The organism is Brevundimonas sp. GW821-FHT02A10 (assembly GCF_059422025.1).
This window is the reverse complement of record NZ_JBWKWC010000003.1, coordinates 487,677-509,024: the sequence shown is the minus strand read 5'-3', so window position 1 is coordinate 509,024 and position 21,348 is coordinate 487,677. Positions and strand designations below refer to the sequence as shown.

26 protein-coding genes are annotated in these 21,348 nt (G+C 67.4%); 15 read left to right on the top strand and 11 right to left on the bottom strand.

All coding sequences use genetic code 11. The features are described 5' to 3' along the window. Positions 1-67 precede the first annotated feature (67 nt). Entirely contained in the window at positions 68-415 is a 348-nt protein-coding gene (locus AC07U0_RS12090; protein ID WP_494720244.1) for an arsenate reductase, read from the top strand. Positions 416-418: 3 nt separating this feature from the next. Here AC07U0_RS12090 and AC07U0_RS12085 read toward each other — a convergent pair whose 3' ends face one another. Both AC07U0_RS12085 and AC07U0_RS12080 read right to left on the bottom strand, forming a co-directional pair. After that, complete coding sequence (locus AC07U0_RS12085) at positions 419-658, bottom strand: hypothetical protein (protein WP_494720243.1); 240 nt, start codon at positions 656-658, stop codon at positions 419-421. Between the two features lie 21 nt (positions 659-679). Then, on the bottom strand, positions 680-1,177 hold the full coding sequence (locus tag AC07U0_RS12080) for a DUF2306 domain-containing protein (protein WP_494720242.1): 498 nt from the start codon (positions 1,175-1,177) through the stop codon (positions 680-682). Between the two features lie 213 nt (positions 1,178-1,390). Between AC07U0_RS12080 and AC07U0_RS12075 the strand changes: the two genes are divergently transcribed. Genes AC07U0_RS12075 through AC07U0_RS12065 form a run of 3 tightly spaced genes read left to right on the top strand, consistent with a single transcriptional unit; the run spans position 1,391 to position 2,678 of the window. Then, entirely contained in the window at positions 1,391-1,798 is a 408-nt protein-coding gene (locus AC07U0_RS12075; protein WP_494720241.1) for a hypothetical protein, read from the top strand. Positions 1,799-1,834: 36 nt separating this feature from the next. Then, positions 1,835-2,371 carry an RNA polymerase sigma factor gene (locus AC07U0_RS12070; protein ID WP_494720240.1) on the top strand — a complete coding sequence of 179 codons (537 nt, stop codon included), beginning with the start codon at positions 1,835-1,837 and terminating at the stop codon, positions 2,369-2,371. Continuing rightward, a complete protein-coding gene (locus AC07U0_RS12065) occupies positions 2,361-2,678 on the top strand; it encodes a hypothetical protein (protein ID WP_494720239.1) in 318 nt (105 codons plus the stop codon). The genes AC07U0_RS12070 and AC07U0_RS12065 overlap by 11 nt, the downstream gene beginning before the upstream one ends. Positions 2,679-2,681: 3 nt before the next feature. Here AC07U0_RS12065 and AC07U0_RS12060 read toward each other — a convergent pair whose 3' ends face one another. Continuing rightward, positions 2,682-3,497, bottom strand: coding sequence for an endonuclease/exonuclease/phosphatase family protein (locus tag AC07U0_RS12060; RefSeq protein WP_494720238.1), 816 nt, complete (start codon positions 3,495-3,497; stop codon positions 2,682-2,684). 158 nt (positions 3,498-3,655) lie between these two features. Here AC07U0_RS12060 and AC07U0_RS12055 point away from each other — a divergent pair, with 158 nt between their 5' ends. From AC07U0_RS12055 to AC07U0_RS12015, 9 genes are all read left to right on the top strand, one after another. After that, entirely contained in the window at positions 3,656-4,066 is a 411-nt protein-coding gene (locus AC07U0_RS12055; RefSeq protein ID WP_494720237.1) for a DUF6249 domain-containing protein, read from the top strand. Between the two features lie 28 nt (positions 4,067-4,094). Beyond that, a complete protein-coding gene (locus AC07U0_RS12050; protein WP_494720236.1) occupies positions 4,095-4,652 on the top strand; it encodes an RNA polymerase sigma factor in 558 nt (185 codons plus the stop codon). Beyond that, positions 4,642-5,061: a hypothetical protein gene (locus tag AC07U0_RS12045; protein WP_494720235.1), complete on the top strand. Its 420-nt coding sequence runs from the start codon at positions 4,642-4,644 to the stop codon at positions 5,059-5,061. Before AC07U0_RS12050 ends, AC07U0_RS12045 begins: the two co-directional genes overlap by 11 nt. A 5-nt stretch (positions 5,062-5,066) precedes the next feature. Further along, positions 5,067-5,903: a 3-methyl-2-oxobutanoate hydroxymethyltransferase gene (gene panB / locus AC07U0_RS12040; protein ID WP_494720234.1), complete on the top strand. Its 837-nt coding sequence runs from the start codon at positions 5,067-5,069 to the stop codon at positions 5,901-5,903. A gap of 90 nt (positions 5,904-5,993) precedes the next feature. Next, positions 5,994-6,758 (top strand): tetratricopeptide repeat protein, encoded by a 765-nt coding sequence (locus tag AC07U0_RS12035; RefSeq protein WP_494720233.1) that lies wholly within the window; start codon positions 5,994-5,996, stop codon positions 6,756-6,758. Between the two features lie 26 nt (positions 6,759-6,784). After that, positions 6,785-8,212: a PQQ-binding-like beta-propeller repeat protein gene (locus AC07U0_RS12030; protein ID WP_494720232.1), complete on the top strand. Its 1,428-nt coding sequence runs from the start codon at positions 6,785-6,787 to the stop codon at positions 8,210-8,212. Between the two features lie 81 nt (positions 8,213-8,293). Then, positions 8,294-9,907: a ribosome biogenesis GTPase Der gene (gene der / locus AC07U0_RS12025; protein ID WP_494720231.1), complete on the top strand. Its 1,614-nt coding sequence runs from the start codon at positions 8,294-8,296 to the stop codon at positions 9,905-9,907. A gap of 8 nt (positions 9,908-9,915) precedes the next feature. Next, positions 9,916-10,380 carry a lysozyme inhibitor LprI family protein gene (locus AC07U0_RS12020; RefSeq protein ID WP_494720230.1) on the top strand — a complete coding sequence of 155 codons (465 nt, stop codon included), beginning with the start codon at positions 9,916-9,918 and terminating at the stop codon, positions 10,378-10,380. Between the two features lie 182 nt (positions 10,381-10,562). Then, complete coding sequence (locus tag AC07U0_RS12015) at positions 10,563-10,805, top strand: hypothetical protein (protein WP_494720229.1); 243 nt, start codon at positions 10,563-10,565, stop codon at positions 10,803-10,805. A 3-nt stretch (positions 10,806-10,808) separates the two neighbouring features. Here AC07U0_RS12015 and AC07U0_RS12010 read toward each other — a convergent pair whose 3' ends face one another. Continuing rightward, complete coding sequence (locus AC07U0_RS12010) at positions 10,809-11,231, bottom strand: VOC family protein (protein ID WP_494720228.1); 423 nt, start codon at positions 11,229-11,231, stop codon at positions 10,809-10,811. A 208-nt stretch (positions 11,232-11,439) separates the two neighbouring features. Here AC07U0_RS12010 and AC07U0_RS12005 point away from each other — a divergent pair, with 208 nt between their 5' ends. Further along, on the top strand, positions 11,440-14,097 hold the full coding sequence (locus AC07U0_RS12005) for a TonB-dependent receptor (protein WP_494720227.1): 2,658 nt from the start codon (positions 11,440-11,442) through the stop codon (positions 14,095-14,097). A gap of 11 nt (positions 14,098-14,108) precedes the next feature. Then, positions 14,109-14,945 carry a hypothetical protein gene (locus AC07U0_RS12000; RefSeq protein ID WP_494720226.1) on the top strand — a complete coding sequence of 279 codons (837 nt, stop codon included), beginning with the start codon at positions 14,109-14,111 and terminating at the stop codon, positions 14,943-14,945. On the opposite strand, the gene AC07U0_RS11995 is transcribed toward AC07U0_RS12000, so the two are convergent. The 7 genes from AC07U0_RS11995 to radA all read right to left on the bottom strand — a co-directional run bounded on the left by AC07U0_RS11995 (position 14,946) and on the right by radA (position 21,243). Further along, positions 14,946-15,782 (bottom strand): LytR/AlgR family response regulator transcription factor, encoded by an 837-nt coding sequence (locus tag AC07U0_RS11995; RefSeq protein ID WP_494720225.1) that lies wholly within the window; start codon positions 15,780-15,782, stop codon positions 14,946-14,948. It abuts the gene before it with no gap. Then, a complete protein-coding gene (locus AC07U0_RS11990; RefSeq protein WP_494720224.1) occupies positions 15,779-16,459 on the bottom strand; it encodes a DUF2306 domain-containing protein in 681 nt (226 codons plus the stop codon). The genes AC07U0_RS11995 and AC07U0_RS11990 overlap by 4 nt, the downstream gene beginning before the upstream one ends. A gap of 77 nt (positions 16,460-16,536) precedes the next feature. Beyond that, on the bottom strand, positions 16,537-17,292 hold the full coding sequence (locus AC07U0_RS11985; protein WP_494720223.1) for an SDR family NAD(P)-dependent oxidoreductase: 756 nt from the start codon (positions 17,290-17,292) through the stop codon (positions 16,537-16,539). 36 nt (positions 17,293-17,328) lie between these two features. Further along, complete coding sequence (locus tag AC07U0_RS11980; RefSeq protein ID WP_494720222.1) at positions 17,329-17,679, bottom strand: VOC family protein; 351 nt, start codon at positions 17,677-17,679, stop codon at positions 17,329-17,331. A gap of 28 nt (positions 17,680-17,707) precedes the next feature. After that, a complete protein-coding gene (purF, locus tag AC07U0_RS11975; protein WP_494720221.1) occupies positions 17,708-19,222 on the bottom strand; it encodes an amidophosphoribosyltransferase in 1,515 nt (504 codons plus the stop codon). 27 nt (positions 19,223-19,249) lie between these two features. After that, on the bottom strand, positions 19,250-19,846 hold the full coding sequence (locus AC07U0_RS11970; protein WP_494720220.1) for a CvpA family protein: 597 nt from the start codon (positions 19,844-19,846) through the stop codon (positions 19,250-19,252). A gap of 32 nt (positions 19,847-19,878) precedes the next feature. Further along, a complete protein-coding gene (radA, locus tag AC07U0_RS11965; protein WP_494720219.1) occupies positions 19,879-21,243 on the bottom strand; it encodes a DNA repair protein RadA in 1,365 nt (454 codons plus the stop codon). Positions 21,244-21,348: the final 105 nt, after the last annotated feature.

Here is a 21,348-nt window from a genome sequence, read left to right as displayed (position 1 = left end):
CATTGATCCGCGCTGGCATCAGTGCGCGACCTCGCCTAAGGCCTTGCGGCCTTCAGGAGAGCCTTCGATGACCGCCACGATGTACGGAATCCCCAACTGCGACACCGTCAAGAAGGCGCGCGACTGGCTGGGAGCCAATGGGACGGCATTTGAATTCCACGACTACAAGAAGGCCGGAATCGACCGGGCCTCGCTGGAGCGGTGGGTCGCCGAGCATGGCTGGGAGACGGTGCTGAACCGCGCCGGGACGACGTTCAAAAAGCTGCCGGACGCGGATCGCGTCGACCTGAACGCCGACAAGGCTATTGATCTGATGCTGGCCCAGCCGTCGATGATCAAACGGCCGGTGCTGGACCTGGGCGACCGGCGGATCGTCGGCTTCAAGCCGGACGTCTACGCGGCCGCCCTCGGTTAGGGTCTAGCCTTCGACGCTGGTCTCGGGGCGGTCGTGGCCGTCGGCGCGTTCGGTGATCCACTGGCCGGCCTTGGTCTCATATTCGATGAAGGCGGTCTCGTCGGGCGACCGCTGCTCACGCGAGGCGCGCACGGCGCCGGCGCGGGCGCTGTCGTGGTCGGGGTAGGTCTCGGAGAAGGTGTCCCCAAGCTTGTAGGCCCAGCCGCCGTCGTGTTCGACGATGCGATAGGTGACCTGGGACATGGGAAGCTCCTCGAAAAGACGTCAGGCGGCGACCGTAGCCGGTGTCGGCCGCTTGAGGAACATCAACTGTAGTGTCACCCCCACGATCAGTGTCACCAGAAGGCCGAGCTGGAAGGTGACGACCAGCGCCGCCTGCGGATTGGCCGCGATCGGATGGCCGGCGGGCAGGCGGGTCAGGGTCTCGGTCACGCTGGGCAGGAACAGGGTGAAGACGGCGGTGCTGAGCGCCACGGTCTGGATCCAGTCGCGATGCCGGCCGAGGAAGGTCGCCTTGTGCACGGTCGAGCCGACGGTCAGGGAGCCGAGGCTGAGGATGGAGATGGCTACCCCCGGTGCGTCCTTGATCACCAGAACCCCCGAGATCGCCCCGATGAACATGAAGACCAGCCAGGCCTTGCCGATCACGGCCTCGGGCGTCACCCGCCCATGCCGGATCAGCATATAGAGGGCCAGCGGCACGGCGGGCAGGCTGCCCAGGGTGTGGAACCAGCCCAGGGCCGAAAGCTGGGGCAGAAGCATCGCATTCCTCCCTTGAGGCCGCACGCCTCGAGGCCGCACGGGCGGCGTTTCAGGCGATCAGCCTTGACCGTAAGCGGACGGTTGTCGAGGTTCAGACCGGCGTTCGATGATAAATTCGACGCGACTGTCGCCGGGGTGCATCCAATGCCGCATCCGGCGCCGACTACCCTTTGAAAGCGCGGGCGATGGGCCCGGCGCGATGGGAATGAGACGATGCAACAGTTCTTCTTTTCGTTCTGGTGGCTGATCTTCCCGGTCGGCGGGATGATCTATGCGGCCTTCCAGAGCTGGCTGAAGTTCCGCCAGCAGAAGGCGATGATGGACCTGATCCGCAGCTATGCGGACAAGGGGATGGAACCGCCCGAGACCCTGCTCCGGCAACTGGACGCGCCGCTGGAGCTGGACGGCGACGAGCGGTCGGACCGGCGGCGCGAACAGTCGCCGGCCCATTACTGGTCGCTCGTCGGGCTGTTCGTGATCCTGTCCGCGGGCTTCGGCATCGGCGCCTGGATGAATATCGACCGCGACAGCGGCGCCTTCGTCATCGTCTCCATGGTCATGGCGGCTGTGGCGGTGTGGTCCCTGATCAACGCCCTGCTGTTCCGGCGGCCGCGATCCTGATCCCGGACCTGCGGGGGCAGGGGGATGAGCGGTCCTATGACGGGGGTCACCGACGGCGATCTGGCGCGGGCCGCCCGCGCCGGATCGGACGCGGCCTTCGGGCGGCTGGTCCAGCGGCATCAGTCGGTGGTGCGCGCCTTTCTGCGCCGCACGCTGGGTGGAGGCTGGGGCGAGGCGGACGATGTTGCGCAGGAGACCTTTCTGGCCGCCTGGCGCTCGATGCGGTCGTTGAAGGACCCGGAGGGCGTGCGGTCCTGGCTGCTGGGCATCGCCTGGCGTCGGGCGCAGGACCGGATCAGGAGCGCGCAACGCGGCGCGCGGCGCGACCGCGACTGGATGGATGCTCTGGAAACACCCGCCGGCGTCTCGCACACCGACCGGATGGCCATGGCGACCGCCATGGGCGAACTGGCCCCCGATGTGCGGGCCTGTGTGGCCCTGTGTCTGGCCGACGGCTTTTCCAACGCCGAGGCGGCCGAGGCTTTGGGCTTGCCGTTGGGCACGGTGAAGTCGCATGTTCTGCGCGGACGGGCGAAACTGCTGAAAGCGCTCGGAGGATCCGATGACGCCTGAACAGAAAATGGCCGCCCTGTTCGCGGCTGACGCGCCCCCGGCGCGGGACTTCGCCTTCGAGGTCCGGACGGCCCAGCGGATCGCCGCACGCCGCCTGTGGGCCCGGATCGCGGCCATGCTGCCGCTGACTGTCGCGGCGGCGGCGGGGTTGTGGGGACTACAACCCCTGTGGCCCGAGGCGGCGCGGATGCTGGATCAGGCGGAGGCGGCGACGCCGGACCTGCTGCCGGCCCTGGTGGTCGCGGGCGTGACGGGCGCGACGGCGATCTGGCTGATCCAGCTCTCGCGGCGGCTGGGACGCGCCTGACCGCTATCTGAGGCGGATCACGGCCGAGACGCCGAAATGATCCGAGGCGTATTCGCCGCCGATCGGTTCGGTGGCGAAAATCCGGGCGCTGACCGGGGCGAAGGCGCTGGCGCGGGCGAAGATGTGATCGATGACCCGGTCGGGATGACCCTTGGCCGGATTGAGCGTGGTCGCGACCGAGCCGCGCGGCAGGGCGCTGAAATAGTCCGGGCCGGTCAGGACGGCGAGGCCGCTGTCTTCCTGCGCCGCATTGAAATCGCCCATCACCACCAGAGGCGTTCCGTCGTGAGGCAGCCAGTCCAGCAGGTCGGCGATCTGGCGCGCGCGTACGGGGCCTGCGTCGTTCTGCCAGGCCAGATGGGTGACGACCACGTCGATCGGGGCCCGGCCCTTGATCACCCGCAGCCGGACGGCGGTGCGATAATCGTCCAGCGGCTCCAGCTTCTTCCAGTCGCCGGCGACGATCGGCAGACGGGTCAGGACGGCGTTGCCGTAGCGGCGCGGTTTGGATTCGTCGTCGACCGAATGGAAGATCCACTGATAGCCGAGCGCCTCGGCGATGGTCTTCGCCTGGTTGGGCAGGCCGACGGCGGCGTCCTGGAGCACCTCTTCAAGCGCGATCACATCGGCGTCCTGCGCGCGCAGAGATTCGACGATCAGCGGCAGTCGGGCGGCCCAGTCGCCCTGGTTGTGCCAGATGTTGAAGGTCGCCAGCGTCAGGACCGTCTCCGCGCCGCCGGCCGGGGCCGTGACACAGGCGGCGGTCAGCGAGGCGAGGGGCAGGGCGGTCATCCCGGCCAGCAGGCTGCGACGGTGCATCAGGCGATCCTCCTTCGAGGCGGCCGGTTTAGGCCTGTCGGCCGCCTTACGAAAGTTTCACGTCGAAAGGCGCATCCGTACGACGTCCCTGGCGCCTCTTGTTATCAGAAGGCCGGGACATCAGGCTCCGGTCGCCAGTTTGAAACAGGGGTAACACCATGGACATGACACCCATTCTGATCGTCTTCACGATCTTCGCCGCCATCACCGCCATCGTTCTCGGCCCGGGCTACTTCAAGAGCCGCGAACGCCGCGAGCTGCAGGCCACGGTCCGCGCCGCCATCGACAAGGGTCAGCCCCTGCCGCCGGAAGTCATCGAGGCCATGGGCCGTGAGGCCACCAAGAATGTCCCGTCGCGCACCCGCGACATCCGCCGGGGAATCATCTGGCTGGCCGTCGGCATCGGCATCGCCGCCTTCGGTCTGGTCGGCGAACTGGGCTGGAGCCACGACGGCTGGGACGGCGGCCCCGTGCACTTCGGCAGCGGCCTGTTCGGTCTCGCCTGCATCCCGACCACCATCGGTCTGGCCTTCATCGTCCTGAGCTTCTTCAACAAGAACAAGGACTGAGAGCCGGTCACGACAGGGGGAAACTGTAATGACCAAGTCCCTGATGGACTTCCATGACGTGGAGCTCGCCGCCCTCGCGGCGGCGGGCGGGCGACGGGAGTTCGGCGAGCTGGTGCGTCGGCACAGCTCCGCCGTCCGGGCCCTGCTGCGTCGCATGGGAGCCCAGGCCGCAGAGGCCGACGACGTGGCCCAGGACGCCTTCCTGACCGCCTTCCAGCGGTGCTCCGAGTTTCGGGGTGAGGGCACCTTCGCCGCCTGGGTCAAGCGGATCGCCGCGCGGCTCTATCTGAAGCGGAAGTCGAAGGACGCCCGCTATGTCTCGGAAATCGAGACGGAAGAGGCCGCGCCCACGATCGATACGCCCGGACTGGTCGACCTCGACGAGGCGCTCAAGTCGCTGAACGAGACGGAACGGCTGTGCGTTTCCCTTTGTCACGGAGCGGGCATGTCCCACCCGGAAATCGCGGCCGCCATGAATCTGCCGCTTGGTACGGTGAAATCTCATGTCAAACGTGGTCTGGATAAACTCCGCGCCCGGCTTCGGCCGGAACCGCCACTCTCAGGGAGGGCTTCGCATGTCGGTTGATGAGTTCGATCCCGATATCGAGCGGCTGTTCGCGCGCACTCCGCAGATGGCCGATGCGCCGCTGTTCGTCGCCGATGTGGAGGCCAAACTGGCTTCGAGCTCGCGCGTCCGGACCCTGGCCCTGACGCTGGCGGGACTGGCCGGCGGCGCCGTGGCCCTCAATCAGGCCATGCACGTCAATATCAACTTCGCCTCGAACGAGGCTCCGATCGCTGGCCGGGCGTTGGGACAGGGCCTGCAGGCCGCCAGCGCCGGAACCCAGAACGCGGTCCAGTCGCTGCTTGACCAGATCGGCCTTGCGAATGTGTCGCTTGGGTCGATGAGCGGAATGCAGCTATTCTGGATCGCGACGGGAGCGTTGATCGCGCTGGCCGCCGCCGGTGTGATGAAACTGTCCCAGGAAGCGTAAGGTCCATGTCGAGCCAGAAGCAGGAAACGGTCCGCCGTCTCGCCGCCCCGGACATCATGAAGCGGAAAGGCGGCGAGCCTATCGTCTGTCTGACCGCCTATGACGCGCCGACCGCGGCGCTTCTGGACGAGCATTGCGACCTGCTGCTGGTGGGCGACAGTGTCGGCATGGTGGTGCACGGGCTGCCCAACACCGTCGGCGTGACGATGGAAATGATGATCCTGCACGGCCAGGCGGTCATGCGCGGTTCGAAGAAGGCGATGGTCGTCGTCGACATGCCCTTCGGCTCCTACGAAGGCGGCAAGGAAGTCGCCTACGAGAACTGCGCCCGGATGATGAAAGAGACCGGGGCGCAGGGCGTGAAGCTGGAAAGCGGCCCCACGGTGCCGGAAACCATCGCCTATCTGGTCCAGCGCGGCATTCCGGTCATGGGCCACGTCGGCCTGAGGCCCCAGGCCGTGCTGACCGAAGGCGCCTTCAAGGCCAAGGGCAAGACGGACGACGAGCGGCTGCGGGTCATCGCCGAGGCCGAGGCTACGGCAGACGCAGGCGCTTTCGCCATCGTCATCGAGGGCACGGCCGAGGGCGTCGCGCGCGAGATCACCGAACTCGTCGACAAGCCGACGGTGGGAATCGGCGCCTCCTCGGCCTGCGACGGTCAGATACTGGTGACCAACGACATGCTCGGCATGTTCGACTGGACGCCCAAATTCGTCCGGAAGTACGCCGATCTGCGCGCGGAAATCGACCGGGCGGCCGCAAGTTACGCTTCTGACGTCAAAGCCCGCCGTTTTCCTGCCGAAGTCGAGACCTACTTCTCCAAAAAGCCGGCTTCGCAATAACACGCTTCTGTTGAGACGCGTTGCGGGAGCGACGTTGACCCACTAGGGTCCGCGCGGTTTTGCCGATTAGCTTTCTGGGGCGACTTTTCCGTGGTTGATGTCTTCGAGCAGGTCGAGGAGGAGCTTCGCTCCGATCGATACAAGCGCCTTTTCCTGACCTGGGGTCCGATCGTCGGCGGCGTCCTGCTGCTGGCCCTGATCGGCGCGCTGGGTTGGTGGGGCTGGGATTCGTGGCAGAACTCCAAGGCGGACAAGGCCTCGGTGGCCTATGATCGCGGTCTCGAATCCCTGCAGGCGGGCAATGTCGCCGGCGCCGGCGCGGCCTTCCTGGAAGCCCAGAAGGAAGGCAACGGGGCCTACAAGGCTCTCGCCCTGCAGCAACGCGCGGGCCTGGCCGTCCAGGCCAACAACCTGACCCAGGCCGTCGAACTGTTCGACGAGGCCGCCAAGGCCTCGGGCGATCCGATCCTGAAGGACACCGCCGCCTACAAGGCCGCCCTGATCATCCTGGACACCGGCACGACTGAAGACGCGATCAAGCGCCTGACGCCGCTGGCCGCCGAAGGCCGTCCGATGCGCCCGTTCGCCCAGGAGGCCCTGGCCCTGGCCAATCTGCAGGCCGGCAAGCCCGCCGACGCCCGCGTGCTGTGTGTCCAGCTGACCCTCGGTCAGGACGTGCCCGACTCGGTCCGTCAGATGGCCCAACAGTGCATCGACGCCGTCGACACCGGCGCGGCCTCGAACATCAACGACATCATCAAGGCCCAGAAGGCCCTCCCGCCGGTCACCGTGCCGTCGGCCCAGGCCCTGGCTGGCGCTCAACCCCAGGCGGCCGCTCCGGCCGCCGCACAATGACGGATCGCGCCTTGAAGACGACGCACATGACCCGCGCCCTGAAGATCGCCCTTATCGGTGGTCTGGCCGTGACCGCCGCCTCCTGCGCCGCCCAGCGCGAGATGCTGCCTTTCGGCCTCGGCGGCAAGAAGGCGAACACCGCCGTCGCCACCGCCGGACAACGGGTCTCGGTGCTGGAGTTCGAACAGCAGCTGGCCCCGTCCGCCGCCCTGTCGGGCCGCGACTTCTTCCTTCCGGGCCCGCAGGCCGCCACCGCCTGGCCGCTGCCGGGCGGCACGCCCGAAAACTCGGTCGAACATGTCATCGCCGCGGCTGACTTCACCGTCGCCTGGAAGCGCGATATCGGCGCCGGTTCGGGCAAGACCCGCCAGATCATGGCCCCGGTCGTCGCCGACGGCGGCAAGGTCTTCGTCCTGGACGGCGAGTCCACGGTGACGGCCGTCGATGCGGCCTCGGGCGAGATCCTGTGGAAGCATAACGTCAGGCCGGAAGGCCGCGAACGCGGCGACGGCATCCTGGGCTTCAACATCCGGCCCGGCAGCTCGTCCCTGACCGGCGGCTTCGGCGGCGGCGTCGCCGTGGCCGGCGGCAAGGTCTTCGTGTCCTCGGGTTACCGCACCATGTCGGCGCTGGACGCCGCCACCGGCGCCGTGGCCTGGACCGTGCCCGTCGACAGCCCGATCCACGGGGCCCCGACGGTGTCGGGTTCGCGCGTCTTTGTCATCGACATCGACAACCAGATCATCGCCTTCAACACCGCCAACGGTCAGCAGGAATGGTCCTATCGGGGCATCACCGAGCCGGCCCGGATCATGCGCGCCTCCTCTCCGGCGGTGGTCGGTGACACGGTCATCGCTCCGTTCTCGTCCGGTGAAGTGGTCGCCCTGCGCGCCTCCAACGGCCAGGCCGTCTGGAATCAGGTCCTGTCGCGCACCAGCCGCATCAGCGCCCTGTCCGAGATCCGCGACATCGCGGGCCGTCCGGTGGTTTCGCGCGGCTTCGTCTATGCGGTCAGCCACTCGGGCGTGATGCAGTCGATGGATATCCGCTCGGGCCAGCCGAAGTGGACCCTGCCGGTCTCCGGCGTGAACGCGCCCCTGCCGACCGGCGACGTCGTCTATGTCGTGTCCAAGTCCGGTGAACTGACCGTGATCAATCGCGATACGGGCGCCGTCTACTGGACCAGGGACCTGAACGTCGGGCGCGTGCGCAAGGAAGGCGGCGTCTTCGGCTTCTGGGATCACACCGTGCGCCCTGACTGGTCGGGCCCGATCCTGGCCTCCAACCGCCTGGTTCTGGTCAATTCCGACGGCGACGCCGTGGCGTTCAATCCCAAGACCGGGGAGCAGACCGCCTCGATCAAGCTGGGCGCCGCGGCCTATGTCGCTCCCGCCGCCTACAACGGCGCACTCTATGTCCTGAACGACAAGGGCCAGCTGGTCTGCATTCGCTAGGAACCTTTCGAGGCTCCACTGTTTCACTTCTTCGGGCGGAGGCGCTGACGCTTCCGCCCGAAACACGTTAGAAGGCCAGTCATGGCATTAAAGGTCGCCATCGTTGGCCGCCCCAATGTGGGCAAATCGACCCTGTTCAACAGGCTCGTCGGAAAGCGCCTGGCGCTGGTCGACGATCGCCCGGGTGTGACCCGCGACCGTCGCTATGCGGACGGCAATATCGGCGACATGGACCTGACCCTGATCGACACCGCCGGTTATGAGGACGTCACCGACGACAGCCTCGAATCGCGGATGCGCGAACAGACCGAGGCGGCGCTGGAAGACGGCGACGTCATCCTGTTCATGATGGACGCCCGCGAGGGCGTAACCTCGCTGGACGAGATCTTCGCCGAGCGCCTTCGCAAGCAGGACAAGCCGGTCATCCTTCTGGCCAACAAGTCCGAAAGCCGGGAATCCGGCGGCGGCGTGGGCGAAGCCTATGGCCTCGGTTTCGGCGAGCCGGTCGCCATTTCGGCCGAGCACGGGGAGGGGATGGCCGACCTCTACGCCGCCCTCGTCACCGCCAGCGCCGACATCTTCATTGAAGAGATCGACGAGCCCGACAAGCCGATCCGCATCGCCATCATCGGCCGCCCTAACGCCGGCAAGTCGACTCTGATCAACCGCCTGATCGGCGAGGACCGCCTGCTGACCGGCCCCGAGGCCGGGATCACCCGCGATTCCATCTCGGTCGACTGGGAATACGAGGGCCAGAACATCCGTCTGGTCGACACCGCCGGGATGCGCCGCAAGGCCCGGGTGCAGGAGAAGCTGGAGAAGCTGTCGGTCGCCGACACCATCCGCGCCATCACCTTCGCCGAGGTGGTGGTCATGGTGATGGACAAGGACAACGCCTTCGACGTCCAGGACCTGCAGCTGGCCGATCTGGTCGAGCGCGAGGGCCGGGCCCTCGTCTATGTCGCCTCCAAGTGGGATCTGGAAGAGAACCCGCAAGCCCGTATGGCCGAGCTGAAGCGACTGGCGGACGACAAACTGCCCCAGCTGAAGGGTTCGCCCTTCGTCGCCCTGTCGGCCCATTCGGGACGTGGCGTCGAGCGGCTGATGCCGGCGGTGCTCAAGGCGCACGAGACCTGGTCGGTCAAGGTCAAGACCAAGGACCTCAACGACTGGCTGTCCATGGCCACCCAGAGGCACCCGCCGCCCGCCGTGGACGGCAAGCGCATCAAGACCAAATACATGGCCCAGACCAAGGCCCGGCCGCCGACCTTCGTGCTGTTCGCCAGCCGGGGCGGCAATCTGCCGGACCACTATCTGCGCTATCTGACCAACTCGATCCGCGAAAGTTTCGATCTGCCCGGCGTGCCGATCCGGCTGACCGTCAAGGGCGGTTCGGAGAACCCCTATGCGGCGGGCGGCGCCAAGTCGGGCCCCGAGCGCTACAAGGGCGACGCCAAGACCGCGCCGCGCAAGGTGCGCAAGAAGGAAGAGGAGGAGTCCCGTCTGCCCGGCAAGGCGCTGGAGCAGAAGAAGACCCGCGTCGCCAAGCCGCGCGTCATCAGCGGGGTGAAGGCGTCCTCGTCCAAGAAGGCCGGCTCGTCGGTCGCGATCCAGAAGGGCGCGCGCGGCGGGGCGAGGCAGGTCTCGCGTTCGGGCCGTATCCGAACGGGCCAGAAGCACGCGCCGAAGAAGTAGGGGCTGACATGATTCCGATCGTCGCTGCGATACTGCTGTCCGGCCAGGCGATCGAGGATTTGCCGGCCGACTGTTCAAAGGCGATGACGACCCCGGAGATCAACGCCTGCGGCTTGCTGGACGGCCAGCGTGAGACGGCGCGGATGGAGCGTTATCTCGCTGCTGCGGAAACGCGGGCGCGGGATCTGGATAAGGCCTCCGAGTCCGATCGGCAGCGGTCACATCTGGAGGTCTATCTTCAAACCAGTCAGAAGGCCTGGGAGGCTTACGCCGCTATCGTCTGTGACGGCGTCTACGACCAGTGGAAGGGCGGGACGATCCGCAACGCCATGTATCTGGGCTGCCAGACGGAGATGACGCGCGAGCGGACCCGCGTGATCTGGCGGGACTATCTGACCTACGCCGACTCCACGCCTCCGATCCTGCCGGAGCCGACCGATCCGGCCACGGATGCGCCCTCGACCAACGAGTGATTCAGGCTTCACCTTGCGGTTGACCACTGTTCAACCGTCGGCAAGATGAGCCGGTCAGTGGAGGGCTTATGGGTATCTCGTCGGGTTTGATCGCGGTCGCGTTTCTGGCGGCCGGGTGGCAAGAGGCTGGGCCACCGCCGCCGGCCTGTGTCGCACCGCAGGTTCCTCCGGTCGAACGGACGGTGAAGCCCACGCGTCCCGTGACGCCGTCGTGCGTGAATGAGGCGACCCATCGCCATACCTGCAGCAACCGGGTGATCAACGCCTATGAGGCGGCGATGGACGCCTATGGCGTGGCTTTCGATACCTATATCGCGACAATCAACGCCTATGTGCAGAAGCTCAGCGTCTATGCCCAGGCCGCCAACGACTATGGCCAGTGCGAGCAGAAGATCGTGGTGCCGACGCGGATCATCGAGCCCTGACGCTCATTCGGCGAAGGTCACATAGCCTTCGGGCGAGATCGGCCAGGCGGGGTTGAAGGCGATTTCCCAGGCGTGGCCGTCGGGGTCGGCGACATAGCCGTTGATCCCGCCCTGGGGCGGCTCTTCGGCCGCGCGCAGAATCCGACCGCCCGCTGCCGCCAGCCGGTCCATCAGTGGCGCGACGGCGTCCTTCCCGCCGACGTTGTGGGCCAAGGCGAAATCGCCTGACGTATTGGCCACAGGCCGCGCCGAATCCTTCGCCAGGGCCGTTCGGAGCCAGGTTCCCAGGACGAAGCCGTTCATCTGGTAGAAGACGACCTCACCATTGTCGAAAACGGGCGTCCAGCCGAAGCCCCCGGCGTAGAACCGCTTGGACCGGGCCACGTCGTCGATCCCGAGCGTGACGACAGACATCTGTTGTTGCACGGCTTCTCTCCCTTGAGCCCGATCAACGGGTGGATCAGCGCGCCTGTTCCCGCGCAAGAGCCGGCGTTTCGGGAACGATCCGCCCGCCCGCCCAACGGTCTTCGCCGCGTCATCGGCTTATGACGGAATAGCCATCGACCTGTGTTCGAAGTGAAGTCTGACCGCCCTAGGAGCGCCTTGTTGCACTGCACCAAGAAGGGGGCTTCTCATGCGCAATTTCCATTCGGTCCGTGGCTTCGCGGCCGGTCTTCTGGCCACCAGCGCCCTGTGCGCACCGGGTCTGGCCTTCGCCCAGCAGGTGGCGCCGACGCAGGACGCCGAGGCCTCCCAGGTCGATGAGATCGTGGTCACCGGCCAGCGCGCCGCCGTCCGCGCCGCCATCGCCGTCAAGCGCGCCGAGTTCGAGGTCATGGACGCCGTGTCGTCCGATGACATCGGCAAGCTTCCCGACCACAACACCGCCGCCGCCCTGCGCCGTATCCCGGGTGTCTCGGTGCAGGAAGACCAGGGCGAGCCACGTTACCCGGTCCTGCGCGGCCTGACCTCGACCTACAACCGCACCACCATCGACGGCGCCATCGTCGCCTCGGTCGACGAGAGCGCCCGCACCGTGCCGCTGGACATCGTTCCCTCGGTCATGGCCGGCCGGGTTGAGGTCATCAAGACGGTGACGCCCGAAAACGACGGCAACGCCATCGGCGGCGTCATCAACATCACCACCCGCAGCGCCCTGGACGTGGGCCGGCCCTTCTTCAACGGCATGGCCTCCTACGGCGTCTATGAGCAGCACGGCGACGTCCGCAACGACGATCCGTCCTACCGCCTCAGCTTCGCAACCGGCACGACCTTCGGCGCCAATGACGAATGGGGCGTGGTCGTCGGCGCCAGCCACGAACAGCTGGACTACGACATCCCGCAGATGGAGGTCGCCGACCCCTCGGTGCGCGAATACACCGCCGCCGGCGCCCCGACGACCTCAGGCGCCACGAACGGCAACGGCATCCAGGTGCCTACCCAGGCGCGCCTGTTCTGGTACAACAACACCAAGACCCGCGACGGCGTGAACGGCAAGATCGAGTGGCGTCCGAACGCCTCCTTCCACTGGGAGGCCTCGGGCCTGTGGGCCCATATGGAGGACGACGAGGAGCGGATCGAATACCGCATCGAGCCCGTCGGCAACGTCACCAACCAGACCGCCACCAGCGGCACCTTCGCCAGCGGTCGGGGCATCATCGGCCTGAATCAGCCGATCACCAAGCGTGAGATCAGCCTGGCCCGTACCGCCTTCCAGTGGGATGCGACCGACCAGTGGGCGATCGACGGCTCGCTGGTCTATTCGCACGCCAAGATGGAGCAGCCGAACACCTCGGTGACCTTCACCACCCGCGACGCCCAGGCCGCCAACTACGGTTTCAGCTATGACACCTCGGGCTTCTTCCCGGTGTTCACGCCGCGCACGACGGGCCTGACGACCGCCTCGAACTACTTCCTGACCCAGTACCGCGACACCTTGGTCCAGTCGTTCGAGAACACCACCCAGGTCAATCTGAACGCCGCCTTCGACGACGGCGGCGCCGACCGCAACCTGAAGGCCAAATTCGGTCTGGCTCTGCGCACCAGCGACCGCGACTATCAGAACGCCCGCACCGACTACGCCAACACAGCCTTCAACTTCGACTCGGTCGACCGTCCCGGCCCGACCGAGCTGATCCACGGTAATCTGGTCTGGGCCCGGATCGACGTCGCCTCGACCTACGACTACTTCAACGCCAACCGGACCTCATTCACCACCTCGGTGGCGGCGCGGACCGGCGACTATGATGTGAGCGAGGATGTCTCGGCCGGTTTCGGTCAGGCCAGCTACCGGATGGGCAATCTGACCATCCTCGGCGGCGTGCGCTACGAAAAGACCGAGGTGGAATCGCACGCAACCCAAGTCAAGACCACAGCGGCGATACCAGCCACCCCGACCACTCCGGCCGTTCCAGCCTCCACCACGGTCACTCCGGTCTCGAACGCAGGTGACTACGACAACTGGCTGCCGAGCGTTCACGTTCGCTGGGATGTGCTGGACAACGTTACCGTCCGCGCCGCCTGGACCAACACCATCGGCCGCCCTAACTACGCGTCGTTGGCCGGGGCCGAAAACGTGTCCGTGAACGGTGGAATCTACACCATGTCGCGCGGTAACCCGAACCTGCAGCCGCGCGAGAGCGAGGGTTTCGACCTGTCGCTGGAGTACTATCCGACCGACGGTCTGATCTCGGTGGCGGTCTTCTCCAAGGACATCAAGAACGAGATCTTCACCTCGACGTCGCAGGAGCAGATCGAGATCGACGGGCTGGTCCGCGATGTGACCGTGTCGACGCCACGCAACGCCAGCGGCGCCACCATTCGCGGTATCGAACTAGCCTTCCAGCAGGAGCTGTCCATGCTGCCGGCGCCGTTCGACGGCTTCGGCGTCAGCGCCAACGCCACCTTCCTGGACACCGACTTCGTTTTCATGACCAACAACGGCACGGTGGAGCGTCACCACTCCCTGTTCCTGCAGCCCGGCACGACGACGAACGAGTCGATCTACTACCAACGCGGTCCGTTCGAGGCGAAGATCTCGCACAACTACATCGGCGGCTTCCTGGAGACGGTGAACGACACCATTCCCAACGCCGACCAGTTCTGGAAGGGCCGCCACCTGTACGACGCCTCGGTCAGCTGGCGCACCGACCGCGGCGTCACCGTCTTCTTCGAGGCCCAGAACCTGTCGAACTCGGACCGCCAGGAAAACACCGGGCCGGGCGAGCGCTACCTGCAGGAATCGGCGGAATATGGCCGGACCTTCTGGGTCGGTCTGTCGGCCGCCTTCTGAGGAAACGGACGATGATCGCTTCGGCCCTTTTCGCCCTGGTCCTGTCGGGAGCCGTGCAAGCGGCTCCCACGCCTGCAGCTCCGGAACATCCTCCCATCCCGCTAGAGGGACAGGCGGAGACCCTGCGCCGTTATGACGCCCACGCCAGTCAGGGCGTCGCCGTGGGGCCGAACGACGTCTATGCCGTGTCGAACTTCACCCTGGCCCGTTTCGACAAGACCACGGGCGAGAAGAAGGCCGAGTGGGTGGGGGAGCGTAGCCGCTACCCCCACATCAACTCCTGCACCCTGATCGCGGTGGAGCGGGTCCAGCAGCTGGTCTGCGCCAGCTCCAATTATCCGGCCGTGCCGCACGTTTCGACGGTGGAGTTTTTCGACCCGGTCGACCTGCATCACATCCGCAGCGTGGCTCTGGGCCTCGGGACCGGTTCGGTGACCTGGGTGGAGCGGCACGACGGCTTCTGGTGGGCCATGTTCGCCAACTATGACGGCCGGGGCGGCGAGGCTCCGCGCGACCATCGCCACACGACTCTGGTCAAGTTCGACGACCAGTGGCGGCGGCTGGAGGCCTGGGCCCTGCCGGCCTCCATCCTTGAGCGGATCGCGCCGATGAGCATTTCGGGCGGCGGTTGGGGACCGGACGGGCGGTTGTATCTCAGCGGCCATGATCTGCCGGAGCTCTATGTCGTCGCCATCCCGAACGGCGGCGGCGTGCTGGAGCACGTCGAGACATACGGCATGGAGGCCGAGGGTCAGGCCATCGACTGGGACGAGAGCACGCCGGGCATGCTGTACGGCATCACCCGGTCAAGCCGCGAGATCCTGGCCATGCGGGTTCCGCTGCGCTGATCAGCGCCTGCCCAGCCGGGCGAGGACCGCGTCGCGGTAGCTGCGGCTGATCACCAGTTCGGCGCCGCTGTCGAGGGTGGCGCGCCAGGCGCCGTCGGCCAGCGGGCGCAGCTCGGCGACGTGGGCCAGGTTGATCAGGGTCGAGCGGTGGGCGCGGGCGAAGCCGGCGGGCGCCAGCCGCGCCTCCAGCTGCTGCAGGGGCTCGCGGAGCAGGCCTTCCTGATCGCGCCAGTGGACCACGGCGTAGTTGCCGGCAGAGGACACCCATTCGATGTCGGCGGGCAGGACCGGCGCGCGGCCGCGTCCTACCGAGACGATCAGGGGCGTGGGCGCGTCGGGTGCGTGGGCGGCAATGGCCTGTTCGCTGCGGACAGCGTCGAGCGCGCGCCTGAGGCTTTCCATCTCGCGCCGTTGAAGGTCCGTGCGCCGCCACCAGGCCGCGGCCAGCCCGGCCGCGACGACGGCGGTGTAGAGCAGGATGGCGACCGGCAGACGGTCGATGGCGCGGTTCAGCACCTCACCGAACGACCAGTCCGCGCCGCGCATAGCCCTATCGACAGCGGTCGCGGTCAAAGCGGCGAGGGGCACGATGGGAATGGCGAGGACCGTCAGGACTCCCATTGTCCGTGGCTGATCGCCCATCAGCTTCAGGATCGCCCAGACCATCAGCCCGACCGCGACCCAGGGCGAGAACAGCAGGGCCGCCCAACCGGTGGACGCCGCCAAGCCGAGACCGAAGTCGCGCCTGAGGAACCAGGCCGCCGAGACCGTCGTCGCCCCATAGCTATAGGCCGCGAAGGCGCCCAGCAGGACCGCGAAGGGCAGGCGCAATCTCATGCCGGAACGGGGGCCCGGCGCTTGCGGACCAGCAGGGTGACCAGCCAGATCAGACTCAACGACTGCAGGACGACCGTCGGCCAAAGGGCGCTCCAGGGCGAGGGGACGAAGGTCAGGAAGTTGCCGGCGAACGCCGACCAGACCGCACTATAGGCGCCCAGCATCTTCCAGAGATGCTCATAGGTCCACAGCTCCGGGCTGAAGGGCCAGTCCAGAGGTCGCGCGAACCGCCACAGGTCCCAGCCACCCAGCGACAGCGACCCATAGGCCAGGGCAATCAGGATCTGGGGCGGCGCGTCGCCTCGACCCGTAAGGGCCAACCAGATGGTGAGACAGCCGATGCCGACGGCGCCGAGCGTGGCGACCCAGTCGATCGGACGGGCGCGGTCGGTGGCGCGCAGGTCCGGCCGCTTGCGCCCCAGCACGCGCAGTCCGGAGAACAGCCCCAGCGACGCCGCCGAAGACAGGGCGAGGAAATAGGCGTTGGGCCTCAGCGCCGTCATGCCCCAGGCGCAGACCAGAAGCGTGGTCATCAGCACTGCGAACACCCGGCCCGACAGCCGATGCAGCCGCGAGCCCTTGCGGGTGAGGATCGGCATGACGCCGATCAGGACGGCGCAGAAGCCGGTGCTGATGTGGACGATCAGGAGCGGGAGGAAAGGATCGGGAAAGGTCATGCCCGACCCGTGCGGCGTCGCCCCGCGTTCGCCCAGTCCGAAGGGACGAACGGCGGCTCTCCGGGACGAAGGTCGCCCTAGACCAAGGCCTCGCCCGAAATGCCCTCGCGCCATTCCTTGAACGACACGGTCAGGGGCGGGGTCAGGTCGGCGCGGGCCAGTTCGACGATCAGGGGGGCGAGCTCCGACGGATGGGGCACGGTCTCGGGGTCTTCGCCGGGGAAGGCCTGCCCACGCATGGCGGTGCGCATCCGGCCGGGGTCGAGGACGGAGACCCGCATCGGGGTGGATTCGATCTCGTCGGCCCAGGCCTTCATCATCGCCTCGGCGCCGGCCTTGGTCGCGGCATAGGCGCCCCAGAAGGCGCGGGGGGTGGTGGCGAGGCTGGAGGTCAGGTGGATCACCCGTCCGGCGTCCGACAGGCGCAGCAGGGGCTCCAGCGAGCGGATCAGGCGGAAGACCGAGGTGAAGTTGGTCTTCTCGATCTTGGCCCAGCCGCGCGGGTCGAGATGGGCCACGGGCGTCAGGCCGGCGGCGCCGAGGGTGGCCGCGGCGTTGACCCAGATATCCAGCTTGCCGAAGCGCTCGAAAATGGCGCCGCCCAGCCGGTCGATGCCGCCGCCGTCGACCAGATCGAACGGAACGAGGGTCGCGTGCCTGCCGGTCTCGCGGAAGATGTGGTCGTCCAGCTCCTCCAGCCCCCCTTGGGTCCGGGCCGTGGCCACCACGTGGGCGCCGGCGCAGGCGAGGGCGAGCGCGCTCTCGTAACCGATCCCGCGCGAAGCCCCCACGACGAGGGCGATGCGGTCTTTCAGAGGCTGGGCAGAAGTCATGGCGCGCTGATAGCGCGGCGGCGCTTCAGGCGAAAGTCAGAACCCCGGCCCGGGCTGCCACAGGCTGAAGCTGAAGCCCTGGTCGTCGCAGACGGTGCAGGACAGGCCGGTGGCGCTTTCGGCCGGGATCGCGGCCTTGCCGCCCAGTTCGATGACGCGGGCGCAGGCCGCCGTGATGTCCGGAACCTTGAAGTAAAGGTTGGTCTCGCTGGCCGGGTGCTCAGCCTTCACGAAGCCGAACGCCGGATCGCTGTCGGCGACATGGGCATAGGTCGACTTGGAGGCGTCCTCGTCGAAGGTCCAGCCGAACAAGCCGCTGTAGAAGGCCTTGGCCTTGCCGATGTCGGCGGTGTCGAGCGTGAAATAGCCGAGCTGAACCTGCGCCATGATCGTCCTGTGCTTAAGCTTGCCCGGCTTAAGCGCTCACCAGCAGCGAAAGTTGCCGACCGACGGCGTCGCGGCCGCCTTCCTCGATTTCCCGGTCCACCAGACGGGTGGGGTAGTCGCCGGTGAAATAGTGGTCGGTGAACTGCGGGGTCTGGCTGTTGCGGCCGGTCTCACCCATGGCCTTGTAGAGGCCGTCGACGGACAGGAAACCGAGCGAGTCGACCTCCAGCATCTCGCGCATCTCTTCCATGGTCTTGTTGGCGGCGATCAGCTGGTCGCGTTCCGGCATGTCGATGCCGTAGAAGTCGGGCCACAGGATCGGCGGGCTGGCCGAGCGCAGATGGACCTCGGTCGCCCCGGCCTCGCGCACCGCACGGACCAGCTTCACCGAGGTGGTGCCGCGCACGATCGAGTCGTCGATCAGGACGACGCGCTTGCCCTCGATCACGGCCCGGTTGGGGCTGTGCTTCATGGCGACGCCCTTCTGGCGTGCGCCCTGGCTGGGCTGGATGAAGGTGCGGCCCAGATAGTGGCTGCGGATGATGCCCATCTCGTAGGGGATGCCGCTGGCCTGGGCGTAACCCAGAGCGGCGGGCACGCCGGAGTCGGGCACCGGCACCACGACGTCGGCGTCGATCGGGAACTCGCGTGCGAGGCCTTCGCCCATGCGCTTGCGCACGCCGTAGACCGAGCGGCCGTTCACGACGCTGTCGGGGCGCGAGAAGTAGACGTATTCGAACAGGCAGGGGCGCGCGGCCCGGGCCGGGAAGGGCTTGATCGAGCGCAGGCCCTCATGGTCGATCACGATGACCTCGCCATGCTCGACGTCGCGCACGAAGGTCGCGCCGATGGTGTCCAGCGCACAGGTCTCGGAGGCCAGCACCCAGGCCTCGCCGATCTGGCCCAGCACCAGCGGGCGGATGCCCAGCGGGTCGCGGGCGCCGATCATCTTGGTGCGGGTCTGGGCGACGAGAGCGTAGCCGCCCTCGATGCGCGCCAGGGCGTCGATGAAGCGGTCGACGATCTTGGCCTTACGGCTGCGGGCGATCAGGTGGAGGATGACCTCGGAGTCCGAGGTGGACTGGAAGATCGAGCCCTCGCCGACCAGCTGGTTCCGCAGATAGTGGAAATTGGTCAGGTTGCCGTTGTGGGCGATGGCAATGCCGCCCTGGTCCAGGTCGGCGAACATCGGCTGGATGTTGCGCAGGAAGCTTCCGCCGGCGGTGGAGTAGCGGGTGTGGCCCACGGCGGCCGGTCCGGGCATCCGCTCCTTGAGGTCCGAGCCGCCGAAGGCCTCGCCGACATGGCCCATGTGGCGTTCGGTGTGGAAGCGGGCCTCCTTGACCGCGGCGATCCCGCAGGCTTCCTGACCGCGATGCTGCAGGGCGTGCAGGCCCAGCGCCACGATGGAGGAGGCCTCGTCGTTCGAGGCGCCCCAGACGCCACAGACGCCGCATTCCAGGCGCGGATGGTCGTCATCCGCGTCTCGATGGTGCTCCCGGTGAACGACCGGGGAGGCGATGACGTGATCAAGGCTGCTCATCGTGGGGCTCCGATGATAGCGGGAAATTCAGGGGGCGGCGGCGTCGGGCGAAGTATTGCCTGTTTGGGGCTTACGCAAGGCGCCATCGTCGGAAAATCCTCTGCGGACAGAGGAATCGACGACGGGCGACAGGGCGTCCGCGCCCCGGCCGATGCCGGGCAGGATGATCTGAATGGCGCGGGCGGCGCCGGCGCTGACCGGACGCAGGGCCGCGTCCTGCAGCCAGCGCGGCGTTTTCTCGCCCGGCATGGCCGCGACGATGACCAGATGGATGGCCCCCAGCAGCACCAGCGACCGGCCCGCGCCGACGAAGACGCCGATGAACCGGTCCACGCCGCCCAGCGTCGGATGCGCCTGCGCCCGCTTGGACAGCATCGACCCGAAGATGCGGATGCCGAAATAGATGATCAGGAAGCCGGCGACCGCGGCGAAGATGGTGCCGGCCCAGTCCGGGTTGATCAGGGCCCGCCCGATGCGCGAGGTCAGGGGCAGGCTGACCAAGGCCAGGAAGGCCGCCAGGATGAAGCTAAGCAGGGTGATCAGTTCGCGCGTAGCCCCGCGAACCCAGCCGGCGGCGGCCGAGGCGAGGATGACCAGGATGGCGAAGGCGTCGAAGCCGGTCACGTCAGCGGGCGATCCTCAACAGGCACAACTGCCTAATACCTGTTCTCCGAGATTCGTTCGACGGCTTCCGTCAATCGGCTGACGCCTGTGACCAGAACGCCATCCCCCTTGACCGTCAGCGGATGGGACAGGACGTGGTCGAAGCCCAGTTTCTGGGCCTCGCGCAGGCGGGCTTCGGCGCGGCCGACGGCGCGGATTTCGCCCGACAGGCTGATCTCACCGAAGACGACGCAGCCCTGAGGCAGGGGGACGCCGGTCGCCGAGCTGATCAGGGCCGCCGCCGCCGCCAGATCGGCCGCGGGTTCGTTGATGCGCAGTCCCCCGGCGACGTTCAGATAGACGTCCTGATCCCCGAAACCGAAGCCGCAGCGGGCCTCGAGCACCGCCAGCACCATGGCGAGGCGGCCTGTCTCCCAGCCGATCACGGCCCGACGCGGCGTGCCATAGGCGGATTTGGACACCAGCGCCTGGATCTCGACCAGCACGGGCCGCGAGCCCTCGATGCCGGCGAAGACGGCGGCGCCCGGCGCGCGGTCCTTGCCTTCGCCGAGGAACAGGGCCGAGGGGTTGGAGACCTCGCGCAGGCCGGTGTCGCCCATCTCGAACACCCCGATCTCGTCGGTGGCGCCGAAGCGGTTCTTGCCGGCCCGCAGGATGCGGAAGGGGTAGCCGCGCTCGCCCTCGAAGCTCAGGACGGCGTCGACCATATGTTCAACCACGCGCGGTCCGGCGACCTGGCCGTCCTTGGTGACGTGGCCGACCAGGACGACGGCGGGGCCGCCCGCCTTGGCCATCCGCACCAGTTCACCGGCGCAGGCCCGAACCTGGGTCACCGAGCCCGGTCCTGCCTCATGGGCGTCGGACCACAGGGTCTGGACGGAATCGATGATGACGATGTCGAACTTCTCGCGCTTCAGCGTGCCGAGGATGTCGCGCAGGGCCGTGGCAGAGGCCAGGGCGACCGGCGCCTTCTCCAGTCCCATTCGTTTGGCGCGCGAGCGGATCTGCTCGATCGCTTCCTCGCCGGAGATGTAGGCCACGCGGGCGCCCGCGAGGGCCGCCCGACCGGCAACGTCCAGCAACAGGGTCGACTTGCCGACACCCGGGTCGCCGGACAGCAGCAGGGCCGAGCCCGGCACCACCCCGCCGCCGCAGACGCGGTCGAACTCGGTCACCCCGGTGATGATCCGCGGGGGTTCCGGCGCTTCCGACATCAGGGATTCGAACTGCAGGCCCCGGGTCTTGGAGGCGCTCAGCGGCTTCATAGCGCCGGGAGGGGCCGCGTGGCTCTCCTCGACGATGACATTCCACTGGTTGCAGGCGTTGCACTGCCCCGCCCATTTGCCGTGCACCGCCCCGCAGGACTGACACACATAGATCGCACCGTCTCTCGCCATGGACCCGGCTTACAGGAGTCGGTCTCGATGGGGCAGGGGGCTCACGGCGGCCTGCGACCGTTCCTGACGTCCGCTTTGCGGAACCCATCTTCAGCGCCCGAGCTT

Coding starts and splice junctions, on each gene's coding strand:
- AC07U0_RS12090 (WP_494720244.1), top strand. CDS start 68: ATGACCGCCACGATGTACGGAATCCCCAACTGCGACACCGTCAAGAAG.
- AC07U0_RS12085 (WP_494720243.1), bottom strand. CDS start 658: ATGTCCCAGGTCACCTATCGCATCGTCGAACACGACGGCGGCTGGGCC.
- AC07U0_RS12080 (WP_494720242.1), bottom strand. CDS start 1,177: ATGCTTCTGCCCCAGCTTTCGGCCCTGGGCTGGTTCCACACCCTGGGC.
- AC07U0_RS12075 (WP_494720241.1), top strand. CDS start 1,391: ATGCAACAGTTCTTCTTTTCGTTCTGGTGGCTGATCTTCCCGGTCGGC.
- AC07U0_RS12070 (WP_494720240.1), top strand. CDS start 1,835: ATGACGGGGGTCACCGACGGCGATCTGGCGCGGGCCGCCCGCGCCGGA.
- AC07U0_RS12065 (WP_494720239.1), top strand. CDS start 2,361: ATGACGCCTGAACAGAAAATGGCCGCCCTGTTCGCGGCTGACGCGCCC.
- AC07U0_RS12060 (WP_494720238.1), bottom strand. CDS start 3,497: ATGCACCGTCGCAGCCTGCTGGCCGGGATGACCGCCCTGCCCCTCGCC.
- AC07U0_RS12055 (WP_494720237.1), top strand. CDS start 3,656: ATGGACATGACACCCATTCTGATCGTCTTCACGATCTTCGCCGCCATC.
- AC07U0_RS12050 (WP_494720236.1), top strand. CDS start 4,095: ATGACCAAGTCCCTGATGGACTTCCATGACGTGGAGCTCGCCGCCCTC.
- AC07U0_RS12045 (WP_494720235.1), top strand. CDS start 4,642: ATGTCGGTTGATGAGTTCGATCCCGATATCGAGCGGCTGTTCGCGCGC.
- panB (WP_494720234.1), top strand. CDS start 5,067: ATGTCGAGCCAGAAGCAGGAAACGGTCCGCCGTCTCGCCGCCCCGGAC.
- AC07U0_RS12030 (WP_494720232.1), top strand. CDS start 6,785: ATGACCCGCGCCCTGAAGATCGCCCTTATCGGTGGTCTGGCCGTGACC.
- der (WP_494720231.1), top strand. CDS start 8,294: ATGGCATTAAAGGTCGCCATCGTTGGCCGCCCCAATGTGGGCAAATCG.
- AC07U0_RS12020 (WP_494720230.1), top strand. CDS start 9,916: ATGATTCCGATCGTCGCTGCGATACTGCTGTCCGGCCAGGCGATCGAG.
- AC07U0_RS12005 (WP_494720227.1), top strand. CDS start 11,440: ATGCGCAATTTCCATTCGGTCCGTGGCTTCGCGGCCGGTCTTCTGGCC.
- AC07U0_RS12000 (WP_494720226.1), top strand. CDS start 14,109: ATGATCGCTTCGGCCCTTTTCGCCCTGGTCCTGTCGGGAGCCGTGCAA.
- AC07U0_RS11995 (WP_494720225.1), bottom strand. CDS start 15,782: ATGAGATTGCGCCTGCCCTTCGCGGTCCTGCTGGGCGCCTTCGCGGCC.
- AC07U0_RS11990 (WP_494720224.1), bottom strand. CDS start 16,459: ATGACCTTTCCCGATCCTTTCCTCCCGCTCCTGATCGTCCACATCAGC.
- AC07U0_RS11985 (WP_494720223.1), bottom strand. CDS start 17,292: ATGACTTCTGCCCAGCCTCTGAAAGACCGCATCGCCCTCGTCGTGGGG.
- AC07U0_RS11980 (WP_494720222.1), bottom strand. CDS start 17,679: ATGGCGCAGGTTCAGCTCGGCTATTTCACGCTCGACACCGCCGACATC.
- purF (WP_494720221.1), bottom strand. CDS start 19,222: ATGAGCAGCCTTGATCACGTCATCGCCTCCCCGGTCGTTCACCGGGAG.
- radA (WP_494720219.1), bottom strand. CDS start 21,243: ATGGCGAGAGACGGTGCGATCTATGTGTGTCAGTCCTGCGGGGCGGTG.